Annotated in this window: 25 protein-coding genes; 15 read left to right on the forward strand and 10 right to left on the reverse strand. The window is 63.5% G+C overall.

The annotated features are described in order from the left end of the window. Positions 1-33: 33 nt before the first annotated feature. Entirely contained in the window at positions 34-870 is an 837-nt protein-coding gene (locus A9513_RS03360; protein ID WP_024765531.1) for an HDOD domain-containing protein, read from the reverse strand. Positions 871-915: 45 nt separating this feature from the next. After that, a complete protein-coding gene (locus A9513_RS03365) occupies positions 916-1851 on the reverse strand; it encodes a folate-binding protein YgfZ (RefSeq protein ID WP_065083966.1) in 936 nt (311 codons plus the stop codon). 169 nt (positions 1852-2020) lie between these two features. Here A9513_RS03365 and A9513_RS03370 point away from each other — a divergent pair, with 169 nt between their 5' ends. Both A9513_RS03370 and A9513_RS03375 read left to right on the forward strand, forming a co-directional pair. Beyond that, complete coding sequence (locus tag A9513_RS03370) at positions 2021-2275, forward strand: succinate dehydrogenase assembly factor 2 (RefSeq protein WP_065083967.1); 255 nt, start codon at positions 2021-2023, stop codon at positions 2273-2275. Continuing rightward, entirely contained in the window at positions 2259-2711 is a 453-nt protein-coding gene (locus A9513_RS03375; protein ID WP_038803783.1) for a protein YgfX, read from the forward strand. Before A9513_RS03370 ends, A9513_RS03375 begins: the two co-directional genes overlap by 17 nt. Here A9513_RS03375 and nadB read toward each other — a convergent pair. Then, positions 2680-4296, reverse strand: a complete 1617-nt coding sequence (nadB, locus tag A9513_RS03380; RefSeq protein WP_024765534.1) for an L-aspartate oxidase — start codon at positions 4294-4296, stop codon at positions 2680-2682. The genes A9513_RS03375 and nadB overlap by 32 nt on opposite strands. 460 nt (positions 4297-4756) lie before the next feature. Here nadB and rpoE point away from each other — a divergent pair, with 460 nt between their 5' ends. From rpoE to pdxJ, 12 genes are all read left to right on the forward strand, one after another. After that, entirely contained in the window at positions 4757-5341 is a 585-nt protein-coding gene (gene rpoE, locus A9513_RS03385) for an RNA polymerase sigma factor RpoE (RefSeq protein ID WP_024765535.1), read from the forward strand. 31 nt (positions 5342-5372) lie between these two features. Beyond that, complete coding sequence (locus tag A9513_RS03390; protein WP_024765536.1) at positions 5373-5957, forward strand: sigma-E factor negative regulatory protein; 585 nt, start codon at positions 5373-5375, stop codon at positions 5955-5957. A 21-nt stretch (positions 5958-5978) separates the two neighbouring features. Then, on the forward strand, positions 5979-6923 hold the full coding sequence (locus tag A9513_RS03395; protein ID WP_024765537.1) for a MucB/RseB C-terminal domain-containing protein: 945 nt from the start codon (positions 5979-5981) through the stop codon (positions 6921-6923). Next, complete coding sequence (locus tag A9513_RS03400; RefSeq protein WP_024765538.1) at positions 6920-7375, forward strand: SoxR reducing system RseC family protein; 456 nt, start codon at positions 6920-6922, stop codon at positions 7373-7375. The genes A9513_RS03395 and A9513_RS03400 overlap by 4 nt, the downstream gene beginning before the upstream one ends. Before the next feature lie 36 nt (positions 7376-7411). After that, positions 7412-8842 carry a DegQ family serine endoprotease gene (locus A9513_RS03405; protein ID WP_038803782.1) on the forward strand — a complete coding sequence of 477 codons (1431 nt, stop codon included), beginning with the start codon at positions 7412-7414 and terminating at the stop codon, positions 8840-8842. A 148-nt stretch (positions 8843-8990) separates the two neighbouring features. Beyond that, entirely contained in the window at positions 8991-10790 is a 1800-nt protein-coding gene (gene lepA, locus A9513_RS03410) for a translation elongation factor 4 (protein ID WP_024765539.1), read from the forward strand. A 5-nt stretch (positions 10791-10795) separates the two neighbouring features. Then, a complete protein-coding gene (gene lepB / locus A9513_RS03415; RefSeq protein ID WP_024765540.1) occupies positions 10796-11650 on the forward strand; it encodes a signal peptidase I in 855 nt (284 codons plus the stop codon). Between the two features lie 141 nt (positions 11651-11791). Next, positions 11792-12169, forward strand: coding sequence for a DUF4845 domain-containing protein (locus A9513_RS03420; RefSeq protein ID WP_024765541.1), 378 nt, complete (start codon positions 11792-11794; stop codon positions 12167-12169). Further along, a complete protein-coding gene (gene rnc, locus A9513_RS03425; RefSeq protein WP_024765542.1) occupies positions 12166-12858 on the forward strand; it encodes a ribonuclease III in 693 nt (230 codons plus the stop codon). The genes A9513_RS03420 and rnc overlap by 4 nt, the downstream gene beginning before the upstream one ends. Further along, the gene (era, locus tag A9513_RS03430) at positions 12851-13792 is read left to right on the forward strand and encodes a GTPase Era (protein ID WP_024765543.1); all 942 of its coding nucleotides are present in this window, start codon (positions 12851-12853) and stop codon (positions 13790-13792) included. Before rnc ends, era begins: the two co-directional genes overlap by 8 nt. Before the next feature lie 88 nt (positions 13793-13880). Further along, positions 13881-14585, forward strand: a complete 705-nt coding sequence (gene recO, locus A9513_RS03435; RefSeq protein WP_065083968.1) for a DNA repair protein RecO — start codon at positions 13881-13883, stop codon at positions 14583-14585. Next, positions 14578-15321: a pyridoxine 5'-phosphate synthase gene (pdxJ, locus tag A9513_RS03440; protein ID WP_024765545.1), complete on the forward strand. Its 744-nt coding sequence runs from the start codon at positions 14578-14580 to the stop codon at positions 15319-15321. Before recO ends, pdxJ begins: the two co-directional genes overlap by 8 nt. A 97-nt stretch (positions 15322-15418) precedes the next feature. Here pdxJ and cmoB read toward each other — a convergent pair whose 3' ends face one another. The 7 genes from cmoB to A9513_RS03475 all read right to left on the reverse strand — a co-directional run bounded on the left by cmoB (position 15419) and on the right by A9513_RS03475 (position 20940). Next, on the reverse strand, positions 15419-16387 hold the full coding sequence (gene cmoB, locus A9513_RS03445) for a tRNA 5-methoxyuridine(34)/uridine 5-oxyacetic acid(34) synthase CmoB (protein WP_065083969.1): 969 nt from the start codon (positions 16385-16387) through the stop codon (positions 15419-15421). Then, complete coding sequence (gene cmoA / locus A9513_RS03450) at positions 16384-17124, reverse strand: carboxy-S-adenosyl-L-methionine synthase CmoA (RefSeq protein ID WP_024765547.1); 741 nt, start codon at positions 17122-17124, stop codon at positions 16384-16386. The genes cmoB and cmoA overlap by 4 nt, the downstream gene beginning before the upstream one ends. A 112-nt stretch (positions 17125-17236) precedes the next feature. Continuing rightward, a complete protein-coding gene (locus A9513_RS03455; RefSeq protein WP_026078837.1) occupies positions 17237-17809 on the reverse strand; it encodes a hypothetical protein in 573 nt (190 codons plus the stop codon). Between the two features lie 87 nt (positions 17810-17896). After that, positions 17897-18643: an ABC transporter substrate-binding protein gene (locus A9513_RS03460; protein ID WP_065083970.1), complete on the reverse strand. Its 747-nt coding sequence runs from the start codon at positions 18641-18643 to the stop codon at positions 17897-17899. Between the two features lies 1 nt (position 18644). Then, on the reverse strand, positions 18645-19319 hold the full coding sequence (locus A9513_RS03465) for a lysoplasmalogenase (RefSeq protein ID WP_024765549.1): 675 nt from the start codon (positions 19317-19319) through the stop codon (positions 18645-18647). Positions 19320-19427: 108 nt separating this feature from the next. Beyond that, entirely contained in the window at positions 19428-19823 is a 396-nt protein-coding gene (locus tag A9513_RS03470; protein WP_024765550.1) for a protease inhibitor I42 family protein, read from the reverse strand. A gap of 397 nt (positions 19824-20220) precedes the next feature. Continuing rightward, positions 20221-20940 (reverse strand): S24 family peptidase, encoded by a 720-nt coding sequence (locus A9513_RS03475; protein ID WP_083195972.1) that lies wholly within the window; start codon positions 20938-20940, stop codon positions 20221-20223. A 164-nt stretch (positions 20941-21104) separates the two neighbouring features. On the opposite strand from A9513_RS03475, the gene A9513_RS34655 reads away from it, so the two are divergent. Next, a complete protein-coding gene (locus A9513_RS34655; protein WP_255302814.1) occupies positions 21105-21440 on the forward strand; it encodes a helix-turn-helix domain-containing protein in 336 nt (111 codons plus the stop codon). Positions 21441-21442: the final 2 nt, after the last annotated feature.

The raw sequence follows: 21442 nt of genomic DNA on the forward strand, positions 1-21442 counted from the left end.
TGGGCAGGAGCAGCCCTGCCAAGCTCAATGCCGTTATTGCAACATGCTCATGGCCGCTTCCATGGCGGCGGAGAGGTCTTCGTCCTCCTTCACGTCTGCCTTCGGGTCCAGGCCCAGCTTGGCGAACGCCGGGATGATTGCCCAGTCCAGCTCGGTGTAGGGATGCTGGCTGCCGAGGTAGCTTTGCAGGGTGGCGACCTGGACGATGTCGACGTAATCGACCTTGGCCGAGTCGCGGCTGAAGTCCAGGTGCTGGCCCGGCACGGCGGCGATCGGCGCCGGGAAGTCCCAGGCCTTGAGGATGCGGTCGCCGATGATCGGGTGGATGCGCTCGATCACGTGGTTGAGGCTGATGGAGTCGGCCAGCAGCTCGCTGTGCTCCTCGGCGTAGGTGAGGATCGGCAGCACGCCGATCTGGTGCACCAGGCCGGCGAGGGTTGCCTGGTCCGGCGCGAGGCGAGTGTAGTGGCGGCACAGGGCGTGGCAGATGCCAGCGATCTCGGTGCTCTTGGTCCATACCTCGCGCATCTTGCGGTCTACCACGTCGGAGGTGGCCTGGAACATCTGCTCCATGGCCAGGCCGGTGGCCAGGTTGCAGGTGTAGTTGATCCCCAGTCGGCTGATCGCCATCTGCAGATCGTTGATTTCCTTGTTGGTGCGCAGCAGCGGGCTGTTCACCACCTTGATGATGCGGGCGGTCAGGGCGGCGTCGTTGCCGATCACCTTGGCCAGATCCTGGATGCTGATGTCCGGGTCTTCGGCCGCTTCGCGCACGCGCAGGGCGACTTCGGGCAGCGTCGGCAGCACCAGCTCATCGTTGTCGATGGCCCGTAGCAGTTCCTGTTGTACTTTTTCGGCAAGCTTGCTCATGAAGTGTCCTTCAGGGAAAGCCGGGCTCCCCGCCCGGCACGGAATTCAGCGCTGGATCTCGCGGTCGCTGTCCAGAACGTAAGGCATATCCAGCAGGTGCAGCGGTTGGTCTTCACCCAGACGCACATTGCCGTCGGCAGCGGCGTCGTCCTGCAGCACGGCGAGCAGCTCTACGCCATCGGCCGCGCGGGCGGCCAGTACCACCTCGCCGACGCTGGTGGAGTGCACCGGCGAGAACAGCTCGCGGCCCGGCTCCGGCAGTTCGCCGCTGTTGAGTTTCAGACGGTGCAGGCGGCGCTTGAGGCGGCCCAGGTACTGCATGCGCGCAACGATTTCCTGGCCGGTGTAGCAGCCCTTCTTGAAGCTCACGCCGCCCACGGCCTGCAGGTTGATCATCTGCGGGATGAACAGTTCGCGGGTGGCGCCGAACACCTGGCCGACGCCGGCACGCACCTGGCCGAGCAGCCAGTCGTTGAGTTCGGCGTGGGGCAGGTGTGCCTGCAGCAGCTCGGCAATGGCAGCGGCACGCTCGGCCGGCACCCAGAGTTCGACGCGGCCCTGGCCGAGGCCGATGGCGATCAGGCCGTCGGCCCGCGCTACCTGGTCGGCTTCACCGGAGAGCGGCAGCTTCAGTTCGGCCAGAACGGCGTCCGCAGCGCTCAGGCCGAAGCGCGCCCACTGGCTGCTGTCATCGGAGAGGGTGGCCTTGGAGAACACGGCGTACTTCTTCAGGTCCGCCAGTTGGCTGTCCAGCAGGTCCCTGGCCATGGCCAGCAGGAAGCCTTCGCCCTCGGCGAGGATGCGGAAACTGGAGGTCATCCGGCCCTTGGGCGTACAACGGGCGCCGAGGCTGGAGTACTCGGCGTTGAGGTAATTGAGGTTGCAGGTCAGCTGGCCCTGGAGGAATTTGGCGGCGTCCGCGCCACGGACGGCGAGAATCCCTTCGTGATTGAGTTCGGTGTAGAAAGCAGAGTCGGTCATCACGATTCGCTGGAAGAAAGTTAGGGGCCTCATGATAGAGCTCAGGCCCCGCCTTGTCAGCGGGTGCCGGGGGAGTCGAGCATGCGTATAATGCCGCTCGGCTCGCGCCGTCCGTCGACTTCGCGAGCGACAACACGTATTCGCCCGCTGTTAATCGAGGTGCCCGCAGATGACCGACGAAACCGAACTCAAACGCCTTTTCTGGCACAGCCGCCGCGGCATGCTGGAACTGGACGTCCTGCTGGTGCCCTTTGTCCAGGAAGTCTACCCGGGCCTGCCCGCCGATGATCAGGCGCGCTTCCGCAAGCTGCTGGAGTGTGAGGACCAGGACATGTTCGGCTGGTTCATGCAGCGCGGCGAAGCGGAAGATGCCGACCTGCGCATCATCGTTCGCATGATCCTGGACCGTGTCCAGCCGAAGTGACCCCTTCGAGTGCCGCTGGCAACCGTCCATCGGTTTGCTGGCGGCCTATCTCGCCGCGCAGTTCGGTGCCGTCCTGGCGCTGCTGCTCGCGGACATTCCCCTTCACTGGAAAACGCTCGGCCTGAGTCTCGGCCTGCTGCATGCCTGCTGGGTGGTGCCGCGGCAGATTCTATTGCGCGCGCCGGATTCGGTGCGTGCGCTGCGCCACAACGCCGAGGGCTGGCAGCTGTGGAGCGAGCGGGACGGCTTTCAGCCGGTGCAGCTGATGCCGGACAGCCTGGCGCTGCCCAGGTTGATCGTCCTGCGTTTCCGCCGCCCTGGCGATTGGCTGGCGCGCAGCGTCTGCGTCCCCGCCGATGCCCTGGCGCCGGAGTTGCACCGGCGTCTGCGGGTGCGGCTGAGGTTCAGCCGCAATAGGTGGACGGCGCAAGGATAGTGTCGCGGGCCTCGGGCAGCAGGTCCGGATAGTCCAGTGTGTAGTGCAGACCGCGGCTCTCGCGGCGCTGCATGGCGGAGAGGATGATCAGCTCGGCCACCTGGGCCAGGTTGCGCAGTTCGATCAGGTCGCGGCTGACCTTGTAGTTGGAGTAGAACTCGTCGATCTCGTCCAGCAGCAGGCGCACGCGGTGCTGGGCGCGGGCCAGGCGCTTGTTGGTGCGCACGATGCCCACGTAGTCCCACATGAAGCGCCGCAGTTCGTCCCAGTTGTGCGCGATGATCACGTCTTCGTCCGAGTCGGTCACCTGGCTGGCGTCCCAGCAGGGCAGCGCGACAGGGGCCTGCTCCTTGGGCAGCTTGGCGAGGATGTCGGCGGCGGCGGAACGGGCGTAGACGAAGCACTCCAGCAGCGAGTTGCTGGCCATGCGGTTGGCGCCGTGCAGGCCGGTAAAGGTGGTTTCGCCGATGGCGTAGAGGTTCGGCACATCGGTATGGCCATGCTCGTCCACCAGTACGCCGCCGCAGGTGTAGTGCGCCGCCGGTACGACCGGGATGGGCTCGCGGGTGATGTCGATGCCGAAGTCCAGGCAGCGTTCGTAGACGGTGGGGAAGTGCTCGCGAATGAACTCGGCCGGCTTGTGGCTGATGTCCAGATAGACGTAGTCGATACCCAGGCGCTTCATCTCATGGTCGATGGCGCGGGCCACCACGTCGCGCGGGGCGAGTTCGCCCAGGGCATGGAAGCGCGGCATGAAGCGTTCGCCGTTGGGCAGGCGGAGCAGGGCGCCTTCGCCACGCAACGCCTCGGTGATCAGGAAACTCTTGGCCTGCGGGTGGTACAGGCAGGTCGGGTGGAACTGGTTGAACTCCAGGTTGCCGACCCGGCAGCCGGCGCGCCAGGCCATGGCGATGCCGTCGCCGGAATTGCCGTCCGGGTTGCTGGTATAGAGATAGACCTTGCTGGCGCCGCCGGAGGCAAGGACGGTGAAGCGCGCGCTGAAGGTGTCGACTTCGCCGGTGGCGCGATCCAGCACGTAGGCCCCCAGGCAGCGCTGGCCGTTCATCCCCAGTTTTCGCTCGGTGATCAGGTCGACGGCGACCCGCTGCGACAGCAGTTCGATATTCGGCCGCTGGCGCGCCTGCTCCAGCAGCGTATTGAAGATCGCCGCACCGGTGGCGTCGGCGGCATGGATAATGCGACGGTGGCTGTGGCCGCCCTCTCGCGTCAGGTGAAATTCGAAGCCGCCATCCTCGCGCCCCGGCTCATGGTCGCGGGTGAAGGGTACGCCCTGCTCGATCAGCCACTGGATGGCTTCGCGGCTATGCTCGACGGTGAACTTTACCGCGTCTTCGCGGCACAGGCCGGCGCCAGCGACCAGGGTGTCCTCGACATGGGACTCCACAGTATCGGTGTCATCCAGCACGGCAGCGACGCCGCCCTGGGCCCAGAAGGTGGAACCCTGAGAAAGCTCGCCCTTGCTCAGTACGGCGATCTTCAGGTGCGAGGGCAGCGTCAAAGCCAGCGTCAGGCCGGCGGCCCCGCTGCCGATCACTAGGACATCGTGCTGGAAATGCTGACTCATACCCGGCTCCACAAAATGGCGCCCTAGTATATAGAAGGGGGCCACGGCACAATACTGGCGAACCGATGACACCGAATGCGCGTGCGGTGGGCGGCAGTCGCAGGGTCGGAGGCATTCCTCACCGCTGAAGCCAGCCTGGCGGACGTCAGAGGCGGCGTCGGGGTCATTGCAGGATCACAGCAATTCACCGGAACTTTTTCAGGCGTTCCGGTTCGAACGCGGAATACCCAATCAGCTTTGCGCGCAGATTGACATTGCGCGGAAGGGGAGCGGGTGTTCCGCCCGGTACAGTTGAATTTGACGGGCTCCGGACGCATGTCGGGGTCCGGTTGCCGCCAATGTGAAAAAACTGTGCGGCGTATGCTTGGAGGGGAGAACTTTTGCAAAAGACCCGAGTCTATCTTGGCAGGACGATTCACCAGGGTGCTCGAAGCTCCTCCAGGTTTTCAGAGGAGCATTCATGCTAACCCAGGAAACGGATCAGCAACTGGTTGAACGGGTACAGCGCGGAGATAAACGGGCATTCGACCTGCTGGTGCTGAAGTACCAGCACAAGATTCTGGGGCTGATCGTGCGATTCGTGCACGACGCCCAGGAAGCCCAGGACGTCGCGCAGGAAGCATTCATCAAGGCGTATCGCGCCTTGGGTAACTTCCGCGGTGACAGTGCCTTTTATACCTGGCTGTACCGTATCGCCATCAACACCGCGAAGAACCATCTGGTTGCGCGCGGTCGGCGGCCGCCGGACAGCGATGTCACGGCAGAGGACGCGGAGTTCTTCGATGGCGATCACGCCCTGAAGGACATCGAGTCGCCGGAAAGAGCCATGCTGCGGGATGAGATCGAGGAAACGGTCCATCGCACCATCCAGCAGTTGCCCGATGATCTGCGCACGGCGTTGACCCTGCGCGAGTTCGAAGGCCTGAGTTACGAAGATATCGCCACCGTGATGCAGTGTCCGGTGGGAACCGTCCGCTCACGGATCTTCCGTGCGCGGGAAGCGATCGACAAAGCTTTGCAGCCTTTGTTGCATGATGAAGTCTGATACAGCGGCAGAAGCCAAGAGAGGTACCGCTATGAGTCGTGAAGCCCTGCAGGAATCGCTGTCCGCTGTTATGGATAACGAAGCGGATGAGCTGGAGCTGCGGCGTGTGCTTGCAGCCTGCGGCGAGGACGCCGAATTGCGGGCCACCTGGTCCCGTTACCAACTGGCCCGTGCGGTGATGCACCGCGAGCCGGCCATGCCCAAGCTGGACATTGCGGCTGCCGTATCCGCCGCATTGGCCGACGAGGCCGTGCCGGCCCCGCGCAGTCGTAATCCCTGGCGCAATGTCGGCCGCCTGGCAGTCGCCGCCTCGGTGACCCTGGCTGTGCTGGCCGGTGTGCGCATGTACCACCAGGATGACAGTGTTGCCAACGGCCTTGCCCAGCAAGGCGCCACTCCGCAGATTGCCCTGCCGCAAGTGCAAGGCCCGGCGGTACTGGCAGGCTACACTCAGGACGAGGCGCCGCAGGTGATCACCAATGCCCAGGGCGGGCAGACCACCTGGCACGAGCAGCGTCTTCCGGGTTACCTGCGTCAGCATGCGCAGCAGTCCGCCGTCAGCGGCACCGACAGCGCCCTGCCCTACGCACGCGCCGCGAGCCTGGAAAGCCGCTGATTTGCGACCTTAAGGAGCGACATGCGCGCTACGACAGCACTGTTGTTCTTCCTCGGCGGTCTGCTGGCATTGCCAGTCCAGGCCGCTGATGCGTTGGACTGGATCAAGCGCCTTTCCGAGGCTGATCAGCAACAGAACTTCCAGGGTACATTCATCTACGAACGCAGTGGAGCCTTCACCACCCACGATGTCTGGCATCGGGTGGAGAGTGATGGCTCGGTTCGCGAGCATCTTGTCCAGGTCGATGGGCCGCGCCAGGAAGTGGTGCGTGTCGATGGTGCCACCCAGTGTGTAGGTGGCGGCATGTCCGGACAGGTGTCGACCGGCGAGCTGTGGCCGGCCCGCAAGCTCAATCCGACGGATCTGTCCGCTTACTATGATGTTCGCGTCGCCGGCGAGTCGCGTATCGCCGACCGCCCGGCGGTGGTGCTGGCGGTCATTCCGCGAGATCAGCATCGCTACGGGTTCGAGTTGCACCTGGACAAGGAAACAGGGCTGCCGCTCAAGTCCCTGCTGCTCAACGACAAGGGCCAGATCATCGAGCGCCTGCAGTTCACCCGTATCGACATGGAGGCGCCGGACGACGGAGCGCTCCAGCCGAGCGCGGCCTGCAAGCCGGTGAAGGAAACCAAGGTCGCTGAAGTGAAGACCACCTGGCATTCGGAATGGGTGCCGCCGGGCTTTACCCTGAATAGCACGCTGCAGGAGCGCAGCCCGGTCTCCAATGACCAGGTCCTGTGTCTCGCCTATGGCGATGGGCTGGCGCGCTTCTCGGTGTTTCTTGAACCGCTGCACGGCGCCAAGGTCGACGATGCCCGCACCCAGCTGGGCCCGACCACGGTGGTGTCGAGGCGGTACGCCGGTGACGATGGCGGCACCATGGTGACCGTGGTCGGTGAAATCCCCAGTGGCACGGCCGAGCGCGTGGCGTTGTCCATGCGGCCAACTGGAGCCCAGCCACAGTGATCCAAGAGCGGGGGAGGGTGATTGCGGTCGATTCTGGATCCGTCCAGGTCGAAACGCTGCGCCACTCCACCTGCTCGGGGTGCTCGGTCAGTGCTGGTTGCGGCCAGGGACTCTTGCGTCAGTTGGGTGTTGTGCGTCGGCGCGGCGCAATGCGGGTCATGTCTTCATTGGCGCTGGCGCCCGGCGACGAAGTCGTGCTGGGTATGGATGAAGGCCTGCTGCTCAAGAGTGCCCTGCTTTTCTATCTGTCTCCTCTGATCGGGCTGTTCACGCTGGCGCTCCTGGCGGCGGGCCTCGATCTGGGGGAGCCTCTCATCATCGTGGCCGGGCTGGCGGGTTTCCTGCTGGCCTGGCTGCTGGTGCGTCACTACACGCGACGCCATACGGATGATCCGGCGATGCAACCGGTTGTGCTGCGTGCGCTGGTCGGTGGGCCGCCCGGCCCAATTTAGTGATCTTCCCAATCAACATCACGGGAGCTGTAGTCAATGCAAACCCTGAAACGCAGCATGGCTGCGCTGGTCGCCTTGCTGGCCCTTAGCCTGTCGGTTACCGCGCGAGCTGAACTACCGGATTTTACGCCGCTGGTCGAGAAAGCCTCGCCGGCGGTGGTCAACATCAGTACCACCCAGAAGCTTCCTGATCGCTCCAGCGCACAGATGGGCATTCCGGACCTCGACGGCCTGCCGCCGGGCCTGCGCGAATTCTTCGAGCGCAGCATTCCTCGTGGCCAGGGCGGTCAGGGGCAGGCTCCCCGTGGCCAGCAGCGCGAGGCTCAGTCCCTGGGTTCGGGCTTCATCATTTCCGATGATGGCTACATCCTGACCAACAACCATGTGGTCGCCGACGCCGACGAGATTCTCGTGCGCCTGTCCGATCGCAGCGAGCACAAGGCCAAGCTGGTCGGTGCCGATCCGCGCAGCGACGTGGCCGTGCTGAAGATCGACGCCAAGGGCCTGCCGACGCTCAAGCTGGGCGATTCCGACAAGCTGAAGGTCGGCGAGTGGGTGCTGGCCATCGGCTCGCCGTTCGGCTTCGATCACTCGGTGACGGCCGGCATCGTCAGTGCCAAGGGCCGCAGCCTGCCGAACGAGAACTATGTGCCGTTCATCCAGACCGACGTGGCGATCAACCCGGGTAACTCCGGTGGCCCGCTGCTGAACCTGCAGGGTGAAGTGGTAGGCATCAACTCGCAGATTTTCACTCGCTCCGGTGGCTTCATGGGGCTTTCGTTCGCGATCCCTATCGATGTGGCGCTGAACGTCGCCGATCAGCTCAAGGCTGGCGGCAAGGTCAATCGCGGCTGGCTGGGTGTGGTGATCCAGGAAGTGAACAAGGATCTGGCCGAGTCCTTCGGCCTCGACAAGCCGGCCGGCGCGCTGGTCGCGCAGCTGGTGGAAGATGGTCCGGCAGCCAAGGGCGGCCTGCAGGTGGGTGACGTGATCCTGAGCCTGAATGGCCAGACCATCAATGAGTCCGCCGACCTGCCGCACCTGGTGGGCAACATGAAGCCGGGCGACAAGGCGTCCCTGGAGGTCATTCGTGACAACAAGCGCCAGACCCTGAGTCTGACCATTGGCAGCTTGCCCGAGGATGACGACGCAATCGCCGCCGTCGAAGGCAAAGGTGCCGAGCGCAGCAGCAACCGCATGGGCGTGACCGTGGCGGAACTGACCTCTGAGCAGCGCAAGTCCCTGGATATCAAGGGCGGCGTGGTCATCAAGGAAGTGCAGGGCGGTCCGGCGGCCATGATCGGCCTGCGTCCGGGAGATGTCATCACACACCTGAACAACCGCGCAGTGGATTCCTCGAAAACCTTCAGCGAAATCGCCAAGGCGTTGCCGAAGGATCGTTCGATTTCCATGCGCGTGCTGCGCCAGGGGCGTGCGAGCTTCATCACGTTCAAGCTGACCGAGTAAGGCCGGCGCACCAGAAAAGGGCGGTTTCGACCGCCCTTTTTCATGCCTGACCGTCCGGCTCGGCGTGACGCCCCTGGCTGTATTCAGGTAAACTTCCCGGCTATTTTTCGGCGGACCGCCGCCTTCAGCCTTCCGAGTGTGTTCAGCCGTGAGTGACCTTAGTCATATCCGCAATTTCTCCATCATCGCCCACATCGACCATGGCAAGTCGACGCTGGCAGACCGCTTCATACAGATGTGCGGCGGCCTGTCCGACCGCGAGATGGAGGCCCAGGTGCTGGACTCCATGGACCTGGAGCGTGAGCGCGGCATCACCATCAAAGCGCACAGCGTCACCCTTCACTACAAGGCGAAGGATGGCAAGACCTACCAGCTGAACTTCATCGATACCCCCGGCCACGTCGACTTCACTTACGAAGTCAGCCGCTCGCTGGCCGCCTGCGAAGGCGCGCTGCTGGTGGTGGACGCAGGCCAGGGCGTGGAAGCGCAGTCGGTCGCCAACTGCTACACCGCCATCGAGCAGGGGCTGGAAGTCATGCCCGTGCTGAACAAGATGGACCTGCCGCAGGCTGACCCGGACCGCGTGAAGGACGAGATCGAAAGCATCATCGGCATCGACGCCACCGACGCCGTGGCCTGTTCGGCCAAGAGCGGCATGGGCGTGGAAGATGTGCTGGAGCGCCTGGTCACTGCCATTCCTGCGCCCGAAGGCGAGATTGATGCGCCGCTACAGGCACTGATCATCGACTCCTGGTTCGACAATTACCTGGGCGTGGTCTCGCTGGTGCGCGTGAAGCACGGCCGCGTCAAGAAGGGCGACAAGATCCTGGTGAAGTCCACCGGCAAGGTCCACCAGGTGGACAGCGTCGGCGTGTTCACCCCCAAGCACACCGAGACCCCGGACCTCAAGGCTGGTGAAGTAGGCTTCATCATCGCCGGCATCAAGGACATCCTCGGTGCCCCGGTGGGCGACACCCTGACTCTGAACAACACACCCGATGTGGACGTGCTGCCAGGCTTCAAGCGCATCAAGCCGCAGGTCTACGCCGGCCTGTTCCCGGTCAGCTCCGATGACTTCGAGGACTTCCGCGAAGCGTTGCAGAAGCTGACCCTGAACGATGCCGCCCTGCAGTACGAGCCGGAAAGCTCCGAGGCCCTGGGCTTCGGCTTCCGCATCGGCTTCCTCGGCATGCTGCACATGGAGATCATCCAGGAGCGCCTGGAGCGCGAATACGACCTGGACCTGATCACCACCGCGCCGACCGTGATCTTCGAGATCGTGCAGAAGAATGGCGACATCCTCTATGTCGACAACCCATCCAAGCTGCCCGATCTTTCCTCCATCGACGAGATGCGTGAGCCGATTTGCCGCGCGACGATTCTTGTGCCTCAGGAGCACCTGGGCAACGTCATTACCCTGTGCATCGAGAAGCGCGGTGTCCAGCGTGACATGCACTTCCTCAGCGGCCAGGTCCAGGTGATCTATGACCTGCCGATGAACGAAGTGGTGCTGGACTTCTTCGACCGCCTGAAGTCCACCAGCCGTGGCTATGCTTCGCTGGACTACAGCTTCGATCGCTTCGAGCCGGCCAACCTGGTTCGTCTCGATGTACTGATCAACGGCGAGAAGGTCGACGCCCTTGCCCTGATCGTCCACCGCGACAATGCCCCGTACAAGGGCCGTCAGCTGGTGGAGAAGATGAAGGAATTGATTCCGCGGCAGATGTTCGACGTCGCGATCCAGGCGGCCATCGGCGGGCAGATCATCGCCCGCTCGACGGTCAAGGCGCTCAGGAAGAACGTGCTGGCCAAATGCTACGGTGGTGACGTGAGTCGTAAGCGCAAGCTGCTGGAAAAGCAGAAGGCCGGTAAGAAAAGGATGAAGCAGGTCGGTAGCGTGGAGATTCCGCAGGAAGCCTTCCTCGCTGTGCTCAAAGTGGACAGTTGAACCCTATGACCCTGAATTTCCCGCTGTTGCTGGTGATTGCCGTCGCAGTGTGCGGCGTTCTTGCCCTGGTGGACCTGGTGCTGTTCGCACCGCGTCGCCGGGCGGCCATTTCCGCCTATGAAGGCTCCGTCAGCGAAGCCGATCCGGCGGTGCTGGAGAAGCTGAACAAGGAACCGGTGCTGGTCGAATACGGCAAGTCGTTCTTCCCGGTGCTGTTCATCGTGCTGGTGCTGCGTTCGTTCCTGGTGGAACCGTTCCAGATTCCGTCGGGTTCGATGAAGCCGACCCTGGAAGTGGGCGATTTCATCCTGGTGAACAAGTTCGCCTATGGCATCCGCCTTCCGGTACTGGATACCAAGGTGATCCCGGTGGGTGACCCGCAGCGCGGCGATGTCATGGTCTTCCGCTACCCCAGCGATCCGAACATCAACTACATCAAGCGTGTCATTGGCGTGCCGGGCGACACCATTCGCTACACCAGCGACAAGCGCCTGTACATCAACGACCAACTGGTGGCCGAGTCCCTGGTGGGCGAGGAGCCGGGCACGCTGGGCAGTGTGACCCTGTACCGAGAGAAGCTGGGCGCCGTGGAGCACATGATCCGCAAGGAAATGACCCGCTTCCGCATCGAGCCCGGCAAGCAGTGGAAGGTGCCGGCCGAGCACTACTTCATGATGGGCGACAACCGCGACAACTCCAACGACAGCCGCTACTGGAACGATCCGAAGATTCCGAAGGACCTGTTGGGCATGGTTCCGGATCGCAATATCGTCGGCAAGGCGTTCGCAGTCTGGATGAGCTGGCCGGATCCGAAGATGCGCAATCTGCCGAATTTCTCGCGAGTCGGCGTGATTCACTAAACTTGTGAGACGCTTCGGGCCGGCAAGGTTGGAGCGATGCTAAAAAAGGCGGGGCTGCACGCGGGGAGCGAGGCAGCCCCGCTTCACTTGGACCCGCTGCGGTTGGCGGGCAAATAAGAAAGATACCGACATGAGGTCGATATGACGTACGCACGTTCGCAGAAGGGGATGTCGTTGCTGAGTTGGCTGGTAGTGCTTGCCTTCGTGGCATTCATTGCCAGCGCCGCGTTCAAGGTCATTCCGCATTACCTGGACTACTACGCCGTAGAAAAAGCGATCAAAGCCGTTGAGACCGACAAGAGCGCTGAAGTCAGTGATGTGCATTCCTTCTACGCTTATATGGAAAGGGCGCTGATGCTTAACGGCATCCGCGACCTAAAGCTGGATGAAGCGCTGGATATCAAGCAAGAGAACAATGAGTTCCTTGCCCACCTGAAGTATGAAAAACGCGAGCCACTGGTGCAGAACATTGACCTGGTGGTCAAATTTGACAAAGAATTCCGTGTACGAGTGCCGTGAGCAACAACAGCCTGGATCGACTTGAGCGCAAGCTTGGCTACACCTTCCGCGACCAGGACCTGATGGTCCTGGCGCTGACCCATCGCAGTTTCGCCGGGCGCAATAACGAGCGCCTGGAGTTCCTCGGTGACGCCATCCTCAACTTCGTCATTGGCGAAGCCCTGTTCACCCATTTCCCCCAGGCCCGTGAAGGCCAGCTGTCGCGCTTGCGTGCGCGCCTGGTGAAAGGCGAGACGCTGGCCCTGCTGGCCCGCGGTTTCGAAATCGGGGATTACCTGCGACTGGGCTCGGGCGAGCTGAAGAGCGGCGGGTATCGCCGTGAGTCGATTCTGGCTGACGCCATGGAGGCGCTGATCGGCGCCATCTATCTGGACACCGGCATGGATTCCGCCCGCGAGCGGATCATGGCCTGGCTCGGCCCGCAGTTGCGTGAGCTGACCCCGGTGGATACCAACAAGGACCCCAAGACCCGCCTGCAGGAGTTCCTGCAGTCCCGCGGGTGCGAACTGCCGCGCTACGACGTGGTGGATATCCAGGGCGAGCCGCACTGCCGCACCTTCTTCGTCGAGTGCGAGGTGGCCCTGCTGAATGACAAGACCCACGGGCACGGCGGCAGCCGCCGTATCGCCGAGCAGGTGGCCGCCGCCGCCGCGCTGGCAGCCCTGGGCGTGGAGAATGGCCATGAGTGAGCACGAGCAAGACCAGCACGACCCATCCGAGCACGATGAAGCAGGAGTCGTTCGTTGCGGCTATGTGGCCATCGTCGGCCGCCCCAACGTCGGCAAGTCGACCCTGCTCAACCATATCCTCGGGCAGAAGCTGGCGATCACCTCGCGCAAGCCGCAGACCACCCGCCACACCCTGTTGGGTATCAAGACCGAGGGTGACGTGCAGGCGGTGTATGTCGACACCCCCGGCCTGCACAAGGACAACGACAAGGCCCTCAACCGCTACATGAACCGTTCGGCCAGCGCCGCGCTGAAGGACGTCGACGTGGTGATCTTCGTCGTCGATCGCAATCGCTGGACCGACGAAGACCAGATGGTCTACGACAAGGTCAAATACGTGAGTTGCCCGGTCCTGCTGGCGGTGAACAAGGTCGACCGCATGGAAGACAAGGGCGAGTTGCTGCCGCACCTGAAGTGGCTGGCCGAACAGCTGCCCAATGCCGAAGTCGTGCCGATCTCCGCCCAGCACGGGCAGAATCTCGATGTGCTGGAATCCCTGGTGGCCGAGCGCCTGCCGGAGAGCGAGCACTTCTTCCCGGAAGACCAGATCACCGACCGCAGCAGCCGTTTCCTCGCTGCCGAGCTGGTGCGCGAGAAGATCATGCGCCAGCTGGGCGCCGAGCTGCCGTACCAGGTCACTGTGGAGATCGAGGAATTCAAGCAGGACGGTCCTATCCTGCATATCCATGCGCTGATCCTGGTCGAGCGTGACGGCCAGAAGAAGATCATCATCGGCGAGAAGGGCGAGCGCATCAAAAGCATCGGCCAGAACGCGCGCAAGGACATGGAAGTGCTGTTCGATTCCAAGGTCATGCTCAATCTCTGGGTGAAGGTGAAAGGCGGCTGGTCCGACGACGAGCGCGCACTGCGTTCGCTGGGCTACGGCGACCTCTGACCCTCGGCGCCCCGCGACCTTTTGCGGGGCGCACCCTCCGGGCGCCTGAGGGCGTTCACCTCCCGACTTCCACTCCAGGCGTAGCGCCATGAGCCTCGCTTCCACTGCCCAAGCCGCCTTCGTCCTGCACAGCCGTCCCTACAAGGAAACCAGCGCGCTGGTGGATTTCTTCACCCCGCTGGGGCGTCTGCGTGCTGTGCTGCGCGGCGCGCGGGGCAAGGCTGGGGCGCTGGCGCGGCCGTTCGTGCCGCTGGAGGTCGAGTTCCGCGGACGCAGTGAGCTGAAGAACGTGGTGCGCCTGGAACCCAACGGCATCCCCAACCTGCTCAGTGGCGAGGCGCTGTTCAGCGGCCTGTACCTGAACGAGCTGATGATCCGCCTGCTGCCGGCGGAGGATCCGCATCCCGCATTGTTCGATCACTACCTCGCGACCCTGCCGCTGCTGGCCGCCGGCAATCCGCTGGAGCCGTTGCTGCGCTCCTTCGAATGGCGGTTGTTGGACGACCTGGGCTATGGTTTTTCCTTGGACACCGATATCGTCGGCCAGAGCGTTGCGCCGGACGGTCTCTATCGCCTGTTGCCCGACTCGGGCCTCGAGCCGGTCGGCAGCCTGCAGCCGGGCCTGTTCCACGGCGCCGACCTGCTGGCCATGGCCGAAGCCGACTGGAGCGCGCCGGGCGCCCTGGCGGCGGCCAAGCGCCTGATGCGCCAGGCGCTGGCACCCCATCTTGGCGGCCGACCGCTGGTCAGCCGCGAGCTCTTCATGAATCGCAAGGACAACTCCCGTGACTGAAGCCAACCGTATCCTGCTCGGCGTGAACATCGACCACGTCGCCACCCTGCGCCAGGCCCGCGGCACCCGTTATCCCGACCCGGTGAAAGCCGCGCTGGACGCCGAGGAAGCCGGCGCCGACGGCATCACCGTGCACCTGCGCGAAGATCGCCGGCACATCCAGGATCGCGATGTGCGCGTGCTCGCCGAAGTGCTGCAGACGCGCATGAACTTCGAGATGGGTGTGACCGAGGAGATGATGAAGTTCGCCGAGATCATCCGTCCGGCCCATGTATGCCTGGTCCCGGAAACCCGCCAGGAACTGACCACCGAGGGCGGCCTGGACGTCGCCGGCCAGGAAGCGCGCATCCGCGAAGCGGTGCAGCGCCTCGCGGCCGCTGGTTGCGAAGTGTCGCTGTTCATCGACCCGGACCCGCTTCAGATCGAGGCCTCGGCACGCATCGGTGCGCCGGCCGTCGAACTGCACACCGGTCGTTACGCCGACGCGCACAACCCGGCCGAAGCAGCCCATGAACTGGCGCGCATTCGCGATGGCGTGGAATTCGGCCTGTCCCATGGGCTGATCGTCAACGCCGGCCACGGCCTGCATTACCACAACGCCGAGCCGGTGGCGGCGATTGCCGGGATCAACGAACTGAACATCGGCCACGCCATCGTCGCTCATGCGCTGTTCGTGGGCTTCAAGCAGGCAGTTGCCGAGATGAAGGCGCTGATCGTGGCGGCGGCCAATCGCTGATTGGGGTGGTTCGCGAGCAAGGGCTAGTCGCCTCCTTCGGTCCTACAAGGAGCACTGCTCTTCGTAGGATCGAGCTTGCTCGCGAACCTGTCGAGATTTATGGCTTGCGTGCCACCAGCGTGGCGCGCAGCGGCGCCGGCAGGCCTTCGATGGTGCGGCCGTGATCTTCCGGATCGAGGAAATCCGGTAGCGACTGGTAGCGCATCCACTCGGTCGCCCGCTGTTCTTCCACCGAGGTGCGGCTGATGTCCACGCTGCGCACGTCAGTGAAGCCCGCGCGACGCAGCCACAGCTCCAACGCCGGCACCGACGGCAGGAACCACACGTTGCGCATCTGCGCGTAGCGGTCCTCGGGCACCAGCACGGTGTTCACGTCGCCTTCCACCACCAGGGTCTCCAGCACCAGTTCGCCCCCCTTGCGCAGGCAATCCTTGAGCGCGAGCAGGTGGTCGATGGGCGAGCGGCGATGGTAGAGCACGCCCATGGAGAACACGGTATCGAAGCCTTCCAGCTTTTCGGGCAGGTCTTCCAGGGCGAAGGGCAGGTGCCACGTCGGTAGGTCTGGCAGGTAACGCTTCATGGCGAGGAACTGGCAGAAGAACAGCCAGTTCGGATCGACGCCCACCACGCTGCGCGCGCCCGCGCCGAGCATGCGCCACTGGTAGTAACCGTTGCCGCAGCCGACATCCAGTACGCGCTTGCCGGTCAGGTCGAGGTGCGGCGAGACACGCTCCCATTTCCAGTCCGAGCGCCATTCGGTATCGATGTGCACGCCGAACAGGTGGAACGGTCCCTTGCGCCATGGGATCAGCCCTTGCAGGGCGAGCTTGAGCTGGTTGCGGGTGGCCTCGTCGCAGGCGCCTTCCAGATTGAAGCGCTCGCGCAGTTCGATGGCGGCGGGCTGCAGCTCGGGCAGACGATCCACCGCCGCCAGCCAGCGTTCCAGGTCGCCATGGCCGTCGTCGACCTTGGCGGCCAGTTGCGCGGGCAGCGTGGCCGCCCAGGATTCCAGCGGTGTGCCGGCCAGTTCAAGGCCGAGGCGGTCGAGGTCGAAGCGTTCGATCATGGCAGGGCAATCAGGGATGCGAAGTTGAGGCATTGGAACCAGGGCACGACCTTGGAGAAACCGGCGGCCAGCAGGCGCTCACGGTGGGTTTCCAGGGTGTCGGGGCGCATGACGTTCTCGATGGCGGTGCGCTTCTGGGCGATTTCCAGTTCGCTGTAGCCATTGGCGCGCTTGAAGTCGATGTGCAGGTCGGTGAGCAGCTCGTGCTCCTGCTCGTCGGCGAAGCGCAGCTTCTCCGAGAGGATCAGCGCGCCGCCGGGCAGCAGTGCGCCATGCAGGCGGGTGAGCAGCTCCAGGCGTTGTTCGGGGGCGATGAACTGCAGGGTGAAGTTCAGCGCGATCAGCGAGCAGGGCTCGAGGTCCAGTTTGAGGATGTCCGCCTCGATCAGTTCGACCGGCAGCAGTTCCTGGTGCATGGCGTCCTGGGCGCGCAGGTATTCGCCGCAGCGTTCGATCATCGGCGCGGAATTGTCGACGCCGATGACGCGGCAGCCGTCGGTCTTCACGTGGCGGCGCAACGCCTGGGTCACGGCACCCAGCGAGCAGCCGAGATCGTAGAGCACGCTGTTCGGGGTGGCGAAGCGCGCGCCGAGCACGCCGATGTTCTCGACGATGGTGGGGTAGCCCGGCACCGATCGTTTGATCATGTCCGGGAAGACGCGCACCACGTCTTCGTTGAAGGTGAAGTCGGGAACCTGGGCTTGCGGCTGGGCGAAGATGCGATCGGATTCGCTCACGCTGGATGGGCCTCGTTACGCTGGACTGGCGACGGGGCGCGGCGCGCCCGGTTTGCCGGGGCGCGCATTGTAGCCGAGGCGCGAAGTGCGCCCAAGCGTCAGCCGATAAGGGTCACTTGAGCTGGTCGGAGAAGTATTCGCCGGCACCCTGCAGCGGGCCGAGCGGGTTCTTCTTGTCTTCCATGCGGCGGATGTTCGGCTCGCCATTGCTGGTCTTGTGCACCACCACGTCGTCGATCAGCACGAACACCGGGCGGAACGACCAGCCCTGCACCTGGCGGCGCTTGCGGAAGTTGAAGATGTCGGCCCAGAAACTGCCGACGCGCTGGCTGTCGGTCTTGTTGAAGTCGAAGGCGTAGCCGATGCAGCGGTCCTTGGCCTGCAGGCAGGTGACGAGGCCGTCAGGCAGGTAGTCGATGGGGATGTTGGGTTGCACGAAGAGCAGGCGCACGTCGATGAACGAGAGCATCTTGGCGTTGCCCTGGGACAGCGGATCGAAGCCCAGCGCATAGAGCTGCGACTTGGTGGTCTTGCCAGGATCGACCTGGTTGTAGCGGCTCTGTGCATCCTGATAATCCAGGAATGGTGACTGCACTTCCGCGCGTTCGCTGGGCAGCAGGCTGCCACAGGCCGAGAGAGTCAGGCAGGCTCCCAGCAACAACATCGAGCGAACTACTGCACGCATGGAGCTCCCCTTTTTCCCAGTCTCTTATAATTGATCTATAGCCGATGACAGAGGGCTCTGCCGGACTTTTCTCATGCCTTCGTGGGACTAGTCAACGGCGATGCCATAACCCTGCATCAGGGGTTTCCACTGGTCAGTGCGACGCAGTTCACGCAGGCCTTCGTCGAGGTCGGCCAGGCGATCCTGCACGCCATCCAGGCGCGGATTCAAGGCGACGTACATGGGACGTTTATCGGCGAGTTCACCGGCGGCTTGAATGCTCTGCGACAGGCCGTGGCGATGCAGGTAATGCTCGACGATCTGGCTGTCTTCGAGCAGCACCGTGATGCGTCCCAGCAGCAGCTTCTGGATATTGCGTTCGAGGACTTTCTCGCCGCTGAGCACCTGAACCTGCTCATGGTTGGAAAGGTGTTCGTCGCGCCAGGCATCCAGCTCCCGGCCGTAGGAGTAGCCCTGGGCCAGACCGATGGACTGGTTGCCCAGCGAGGTCGGACCTTGCCAGGTCCAGGGGTTGTCGTTGCGCACGTAGAAGCGCATGGTCACCCAGCCGATGGGCTCCTCGCCGATCAGCAGCTCTTCTGACTCTTCGCTGTAGGCGCCGATCACGCCATCCACCAGCCCCTCGCGGGCCATCTGCAGGGCGCGCGGCCAGGGCAGGGGTTCGAACAACGGCGGCTGCGGCAGGACCTGGCCGAGGGCTTCGAGCAGGTAGCCGGGCTTGTCCGGGTCGCCAGGGCAGAGGTAGGGACACCAGTCGTCACCGGCCAGGCGCAGGGGTTCGGCGCTGGCCAGCGCCGAGCAGAGGAGTAGCAGCGGTGAAGCGATTCGCAGCATGTCAGGCCCGGGAAGCGGTTTGTCCTTCCGAGTATGGCAGAGCGATATGACGGGATGTGACCGACGCGGCGATGCCGAGCTGGCCGAGCCAGTAGGTGAGCATGATGGCGTAGGAGGAGCCGTCGAAGGCGGCGACGAAGCGGTTGATGCCGATCATCGAGTCGGAGCTGACGAACAGCAGCGCGCCCAGGGCGGCGAACACCCGGCTGGCACTGGCAATCGACGGCACGCCGAGGCGAGCGATGGCGCGCCAGAGCATGGCACTGATGGTCAGGCTGTACAGCGCGATCGGCAACAGCAGTGGGCCGAGTCCGCGGCTGTAGAGCAGGGCGAACAGGGCGCCGCCCACGCCACCTGCGATCAGCAGGCCTAGCGGGGCTAGGCGGCGGGTGTCGCCCAGGTAGGCGGCCAGGTAGGCGAGATGCGCAAGCAGGAAGGCGGCCAGGCCAGGCACGAAGGCGTTGATCGGCCATTCCAGCAGGATGTCGCCGAGCATCGACAGCACCAGGCCGACGGTAACCCAGCGGCGATAGCCGTCTGCAGGTGTACCGAGAATCCAGAAGAGCATGGCGAGGACCGGCAGCGGTTTGCACAGCATGCGCAGGGCGGGCAGGTCGAAGGTCACGGCGAACAGGTAGGCGGCACCGCCGATCAGTGCCAAGAGTGCCCAGCGCATGGGCTTCCCTCCCGAGGAAATGAGCGCCCACTGTGCCGCAGCGCGGTGCCTGGCCGACAGGCCGAAGGCGTCAGCGCGAGCGGCTTTTGGCGCCGGGTGTCGGCAGCATTACTTTACCGCGATAGGGCAGACGAAGGTCTGTGCGGGGGCGACTTCGGCTTCCCACGGGCGGCGGTATGCCAGTTCCAGCTTGTCCTCGCCGGCGGCGGTCACGCGAAAGCGCCAGGTGGATTCGCCGGCGCTGCCGACCAGGCCGGCGTCTTCGGGGTTGCTGTAGACCTCGGGGCCGAGGGCGCGCAGCAGGCCGTTGGCGGCATTGCGCAGTTCCCAGCGGAAGCCGGTGGTGGGGTTGCTCGGCAGGATCAGCACGAGTTCCTGGCCGGTGTGCAGTTTCAGTGGCTTGCAGTCACTGGCGTCTTCCAGGGTGACCACGGGTTTGGTCTGTCCGGCGCAGCCGGCGAGCAGGACCAGGGAGAGGGGCAGCAATGTGCGGTACGACGGCATGACGGCTCCTGGGAGGGGACAGGTTGGGCCGCAGGATAACGCAATCGGTGTTTCAAGCGGACTGTGTTCGCCTTGTGGGGATGTGTTTCAGCGTCGCCTCGGTGTGCGCTGCAAGATTTTGTTTCGCCCCCTCGGGCGAGTCCCTTTTGGCAAACGCCCCAAAAGGAACCAAAAGGTCTTGCCCCTCCATCCTGTGAGGGGGTTATAGGTTTGGCACTGGGCCGGGTGAAGCCGGAAGAGGCCGGATGAAACCGGAAGAAGGCGGGGAAGCCAGGGCAGGCAAGGGCTGCAGCAGACTGTCCTTTCAGAATCGGTGCCAAAGCCCCGCAAAGCGATTGCGGGGACAGCCGTCAAATTTCGCGGAGCAATTGGCACTGTACCTGGAGATACGCGAACGTCAGATCAACCAGCCGCCAGCCCATACAACGCGGCCAACAATCTGTAAGCCGTCAGTCAGCCCCTTGGGCACGACCATCAGGTTATAGGCCTTGTTCTCGCTGATGATGTGGACCGACCCATCGAACTGCCTTTGCAGGCGCTTAGCATAGAGGTGGTCATCTAGCAGGATGACGTAGACGCCCTCTCCCTCAAGGCTATCCCGACTCAGATCAATCATGACGGTATCGTCATCCTCGATCAGCCCAACCATCGAATCACCATCATTTCTTAGGCAAGCCAGGTTATCTGGCTTTAGCCCTTTCTTCCGCAGCGAGTAGCGCGTAAACGCCAGGTTTGTGAGCACCTTGGCACGCTCATTCCACGCACCGTGCCCCGCGCTACAGCGAGCGTCGTAAAGCGGAATAAATGCGTACGTCTCATCGTCTAGCGGAGCGGCCGATGCCGCATCTGGCGAGGACCTGCCCAGTAATAACCAGTCCAGGCTTGCCCCTGCGGCCCCGGCGAGCGCCACAGCTGCAGAGATGCTGGGTGCATTAGCACCTTTGATGTACTTGTACAGCTGCGTCTCATGGATGCCTGAAAGGTTTGCTAGTTCCCTCTTGCCCCCGACCCTGGCGGCTAACTCCTCAATCCTGGTTCCGATTGCCAGCGGACTAAACGGAACGCGGGGCTCTGCCGGTTCCGTTTGTTCCGATTCGGCGTAATCGTCTGATTTCATTAAGGTTTTTCTCTTTAGCTATGCGGACAAAGCAAATAAGCTAATCGGAACTAGCTTTTTCGCTTGATGGCGCCTATCTCTTTCGCTATGTTTATCCGCAACAGGTCGTTAGACGGCCTAAAGCAACCACCCGCCAAGATGGTCATGAGATGGACGCCAACAACATGCCACGCGACCCAGCCCAGCGCTGGGAGTGGATCAAGTACCAACTGCGAATTCGGGGTTCCTCGGCAGCCGAGCTGGCTCGGCAACTGACTGTTACTGACCGCGCAATCCGGGCAGTAAAAACAACCCCCTATCCCCGCATTGAGCGCGCAATCGCTGCTGCTCTCGGTGTCGAGCCACAGCAGCTTTGGCCAGAGCGTTGGAACAGCGACGGCACCCCAAAACGGCAGCGCCCTAATCGCGCGGAAAGCACGATGCAATATCAGTGTACCGAGCGTGCCCAGTCTAGCCGTTACGTTCCTGTTCCGCACCGTAAAACCGGAACGGAGGCTTGAAC

It is taken from the genome of Pseudomonas sp. AU12215, from assembly GCF_001675465.2.
Taxonomy (GTDB): Bacteria; Pseudomonadota; Gammaproteobacteria; order Pseudomonadales; family Pseudomonadaceae; genus Pseudomonas; species Pseudomonas nitroreducens.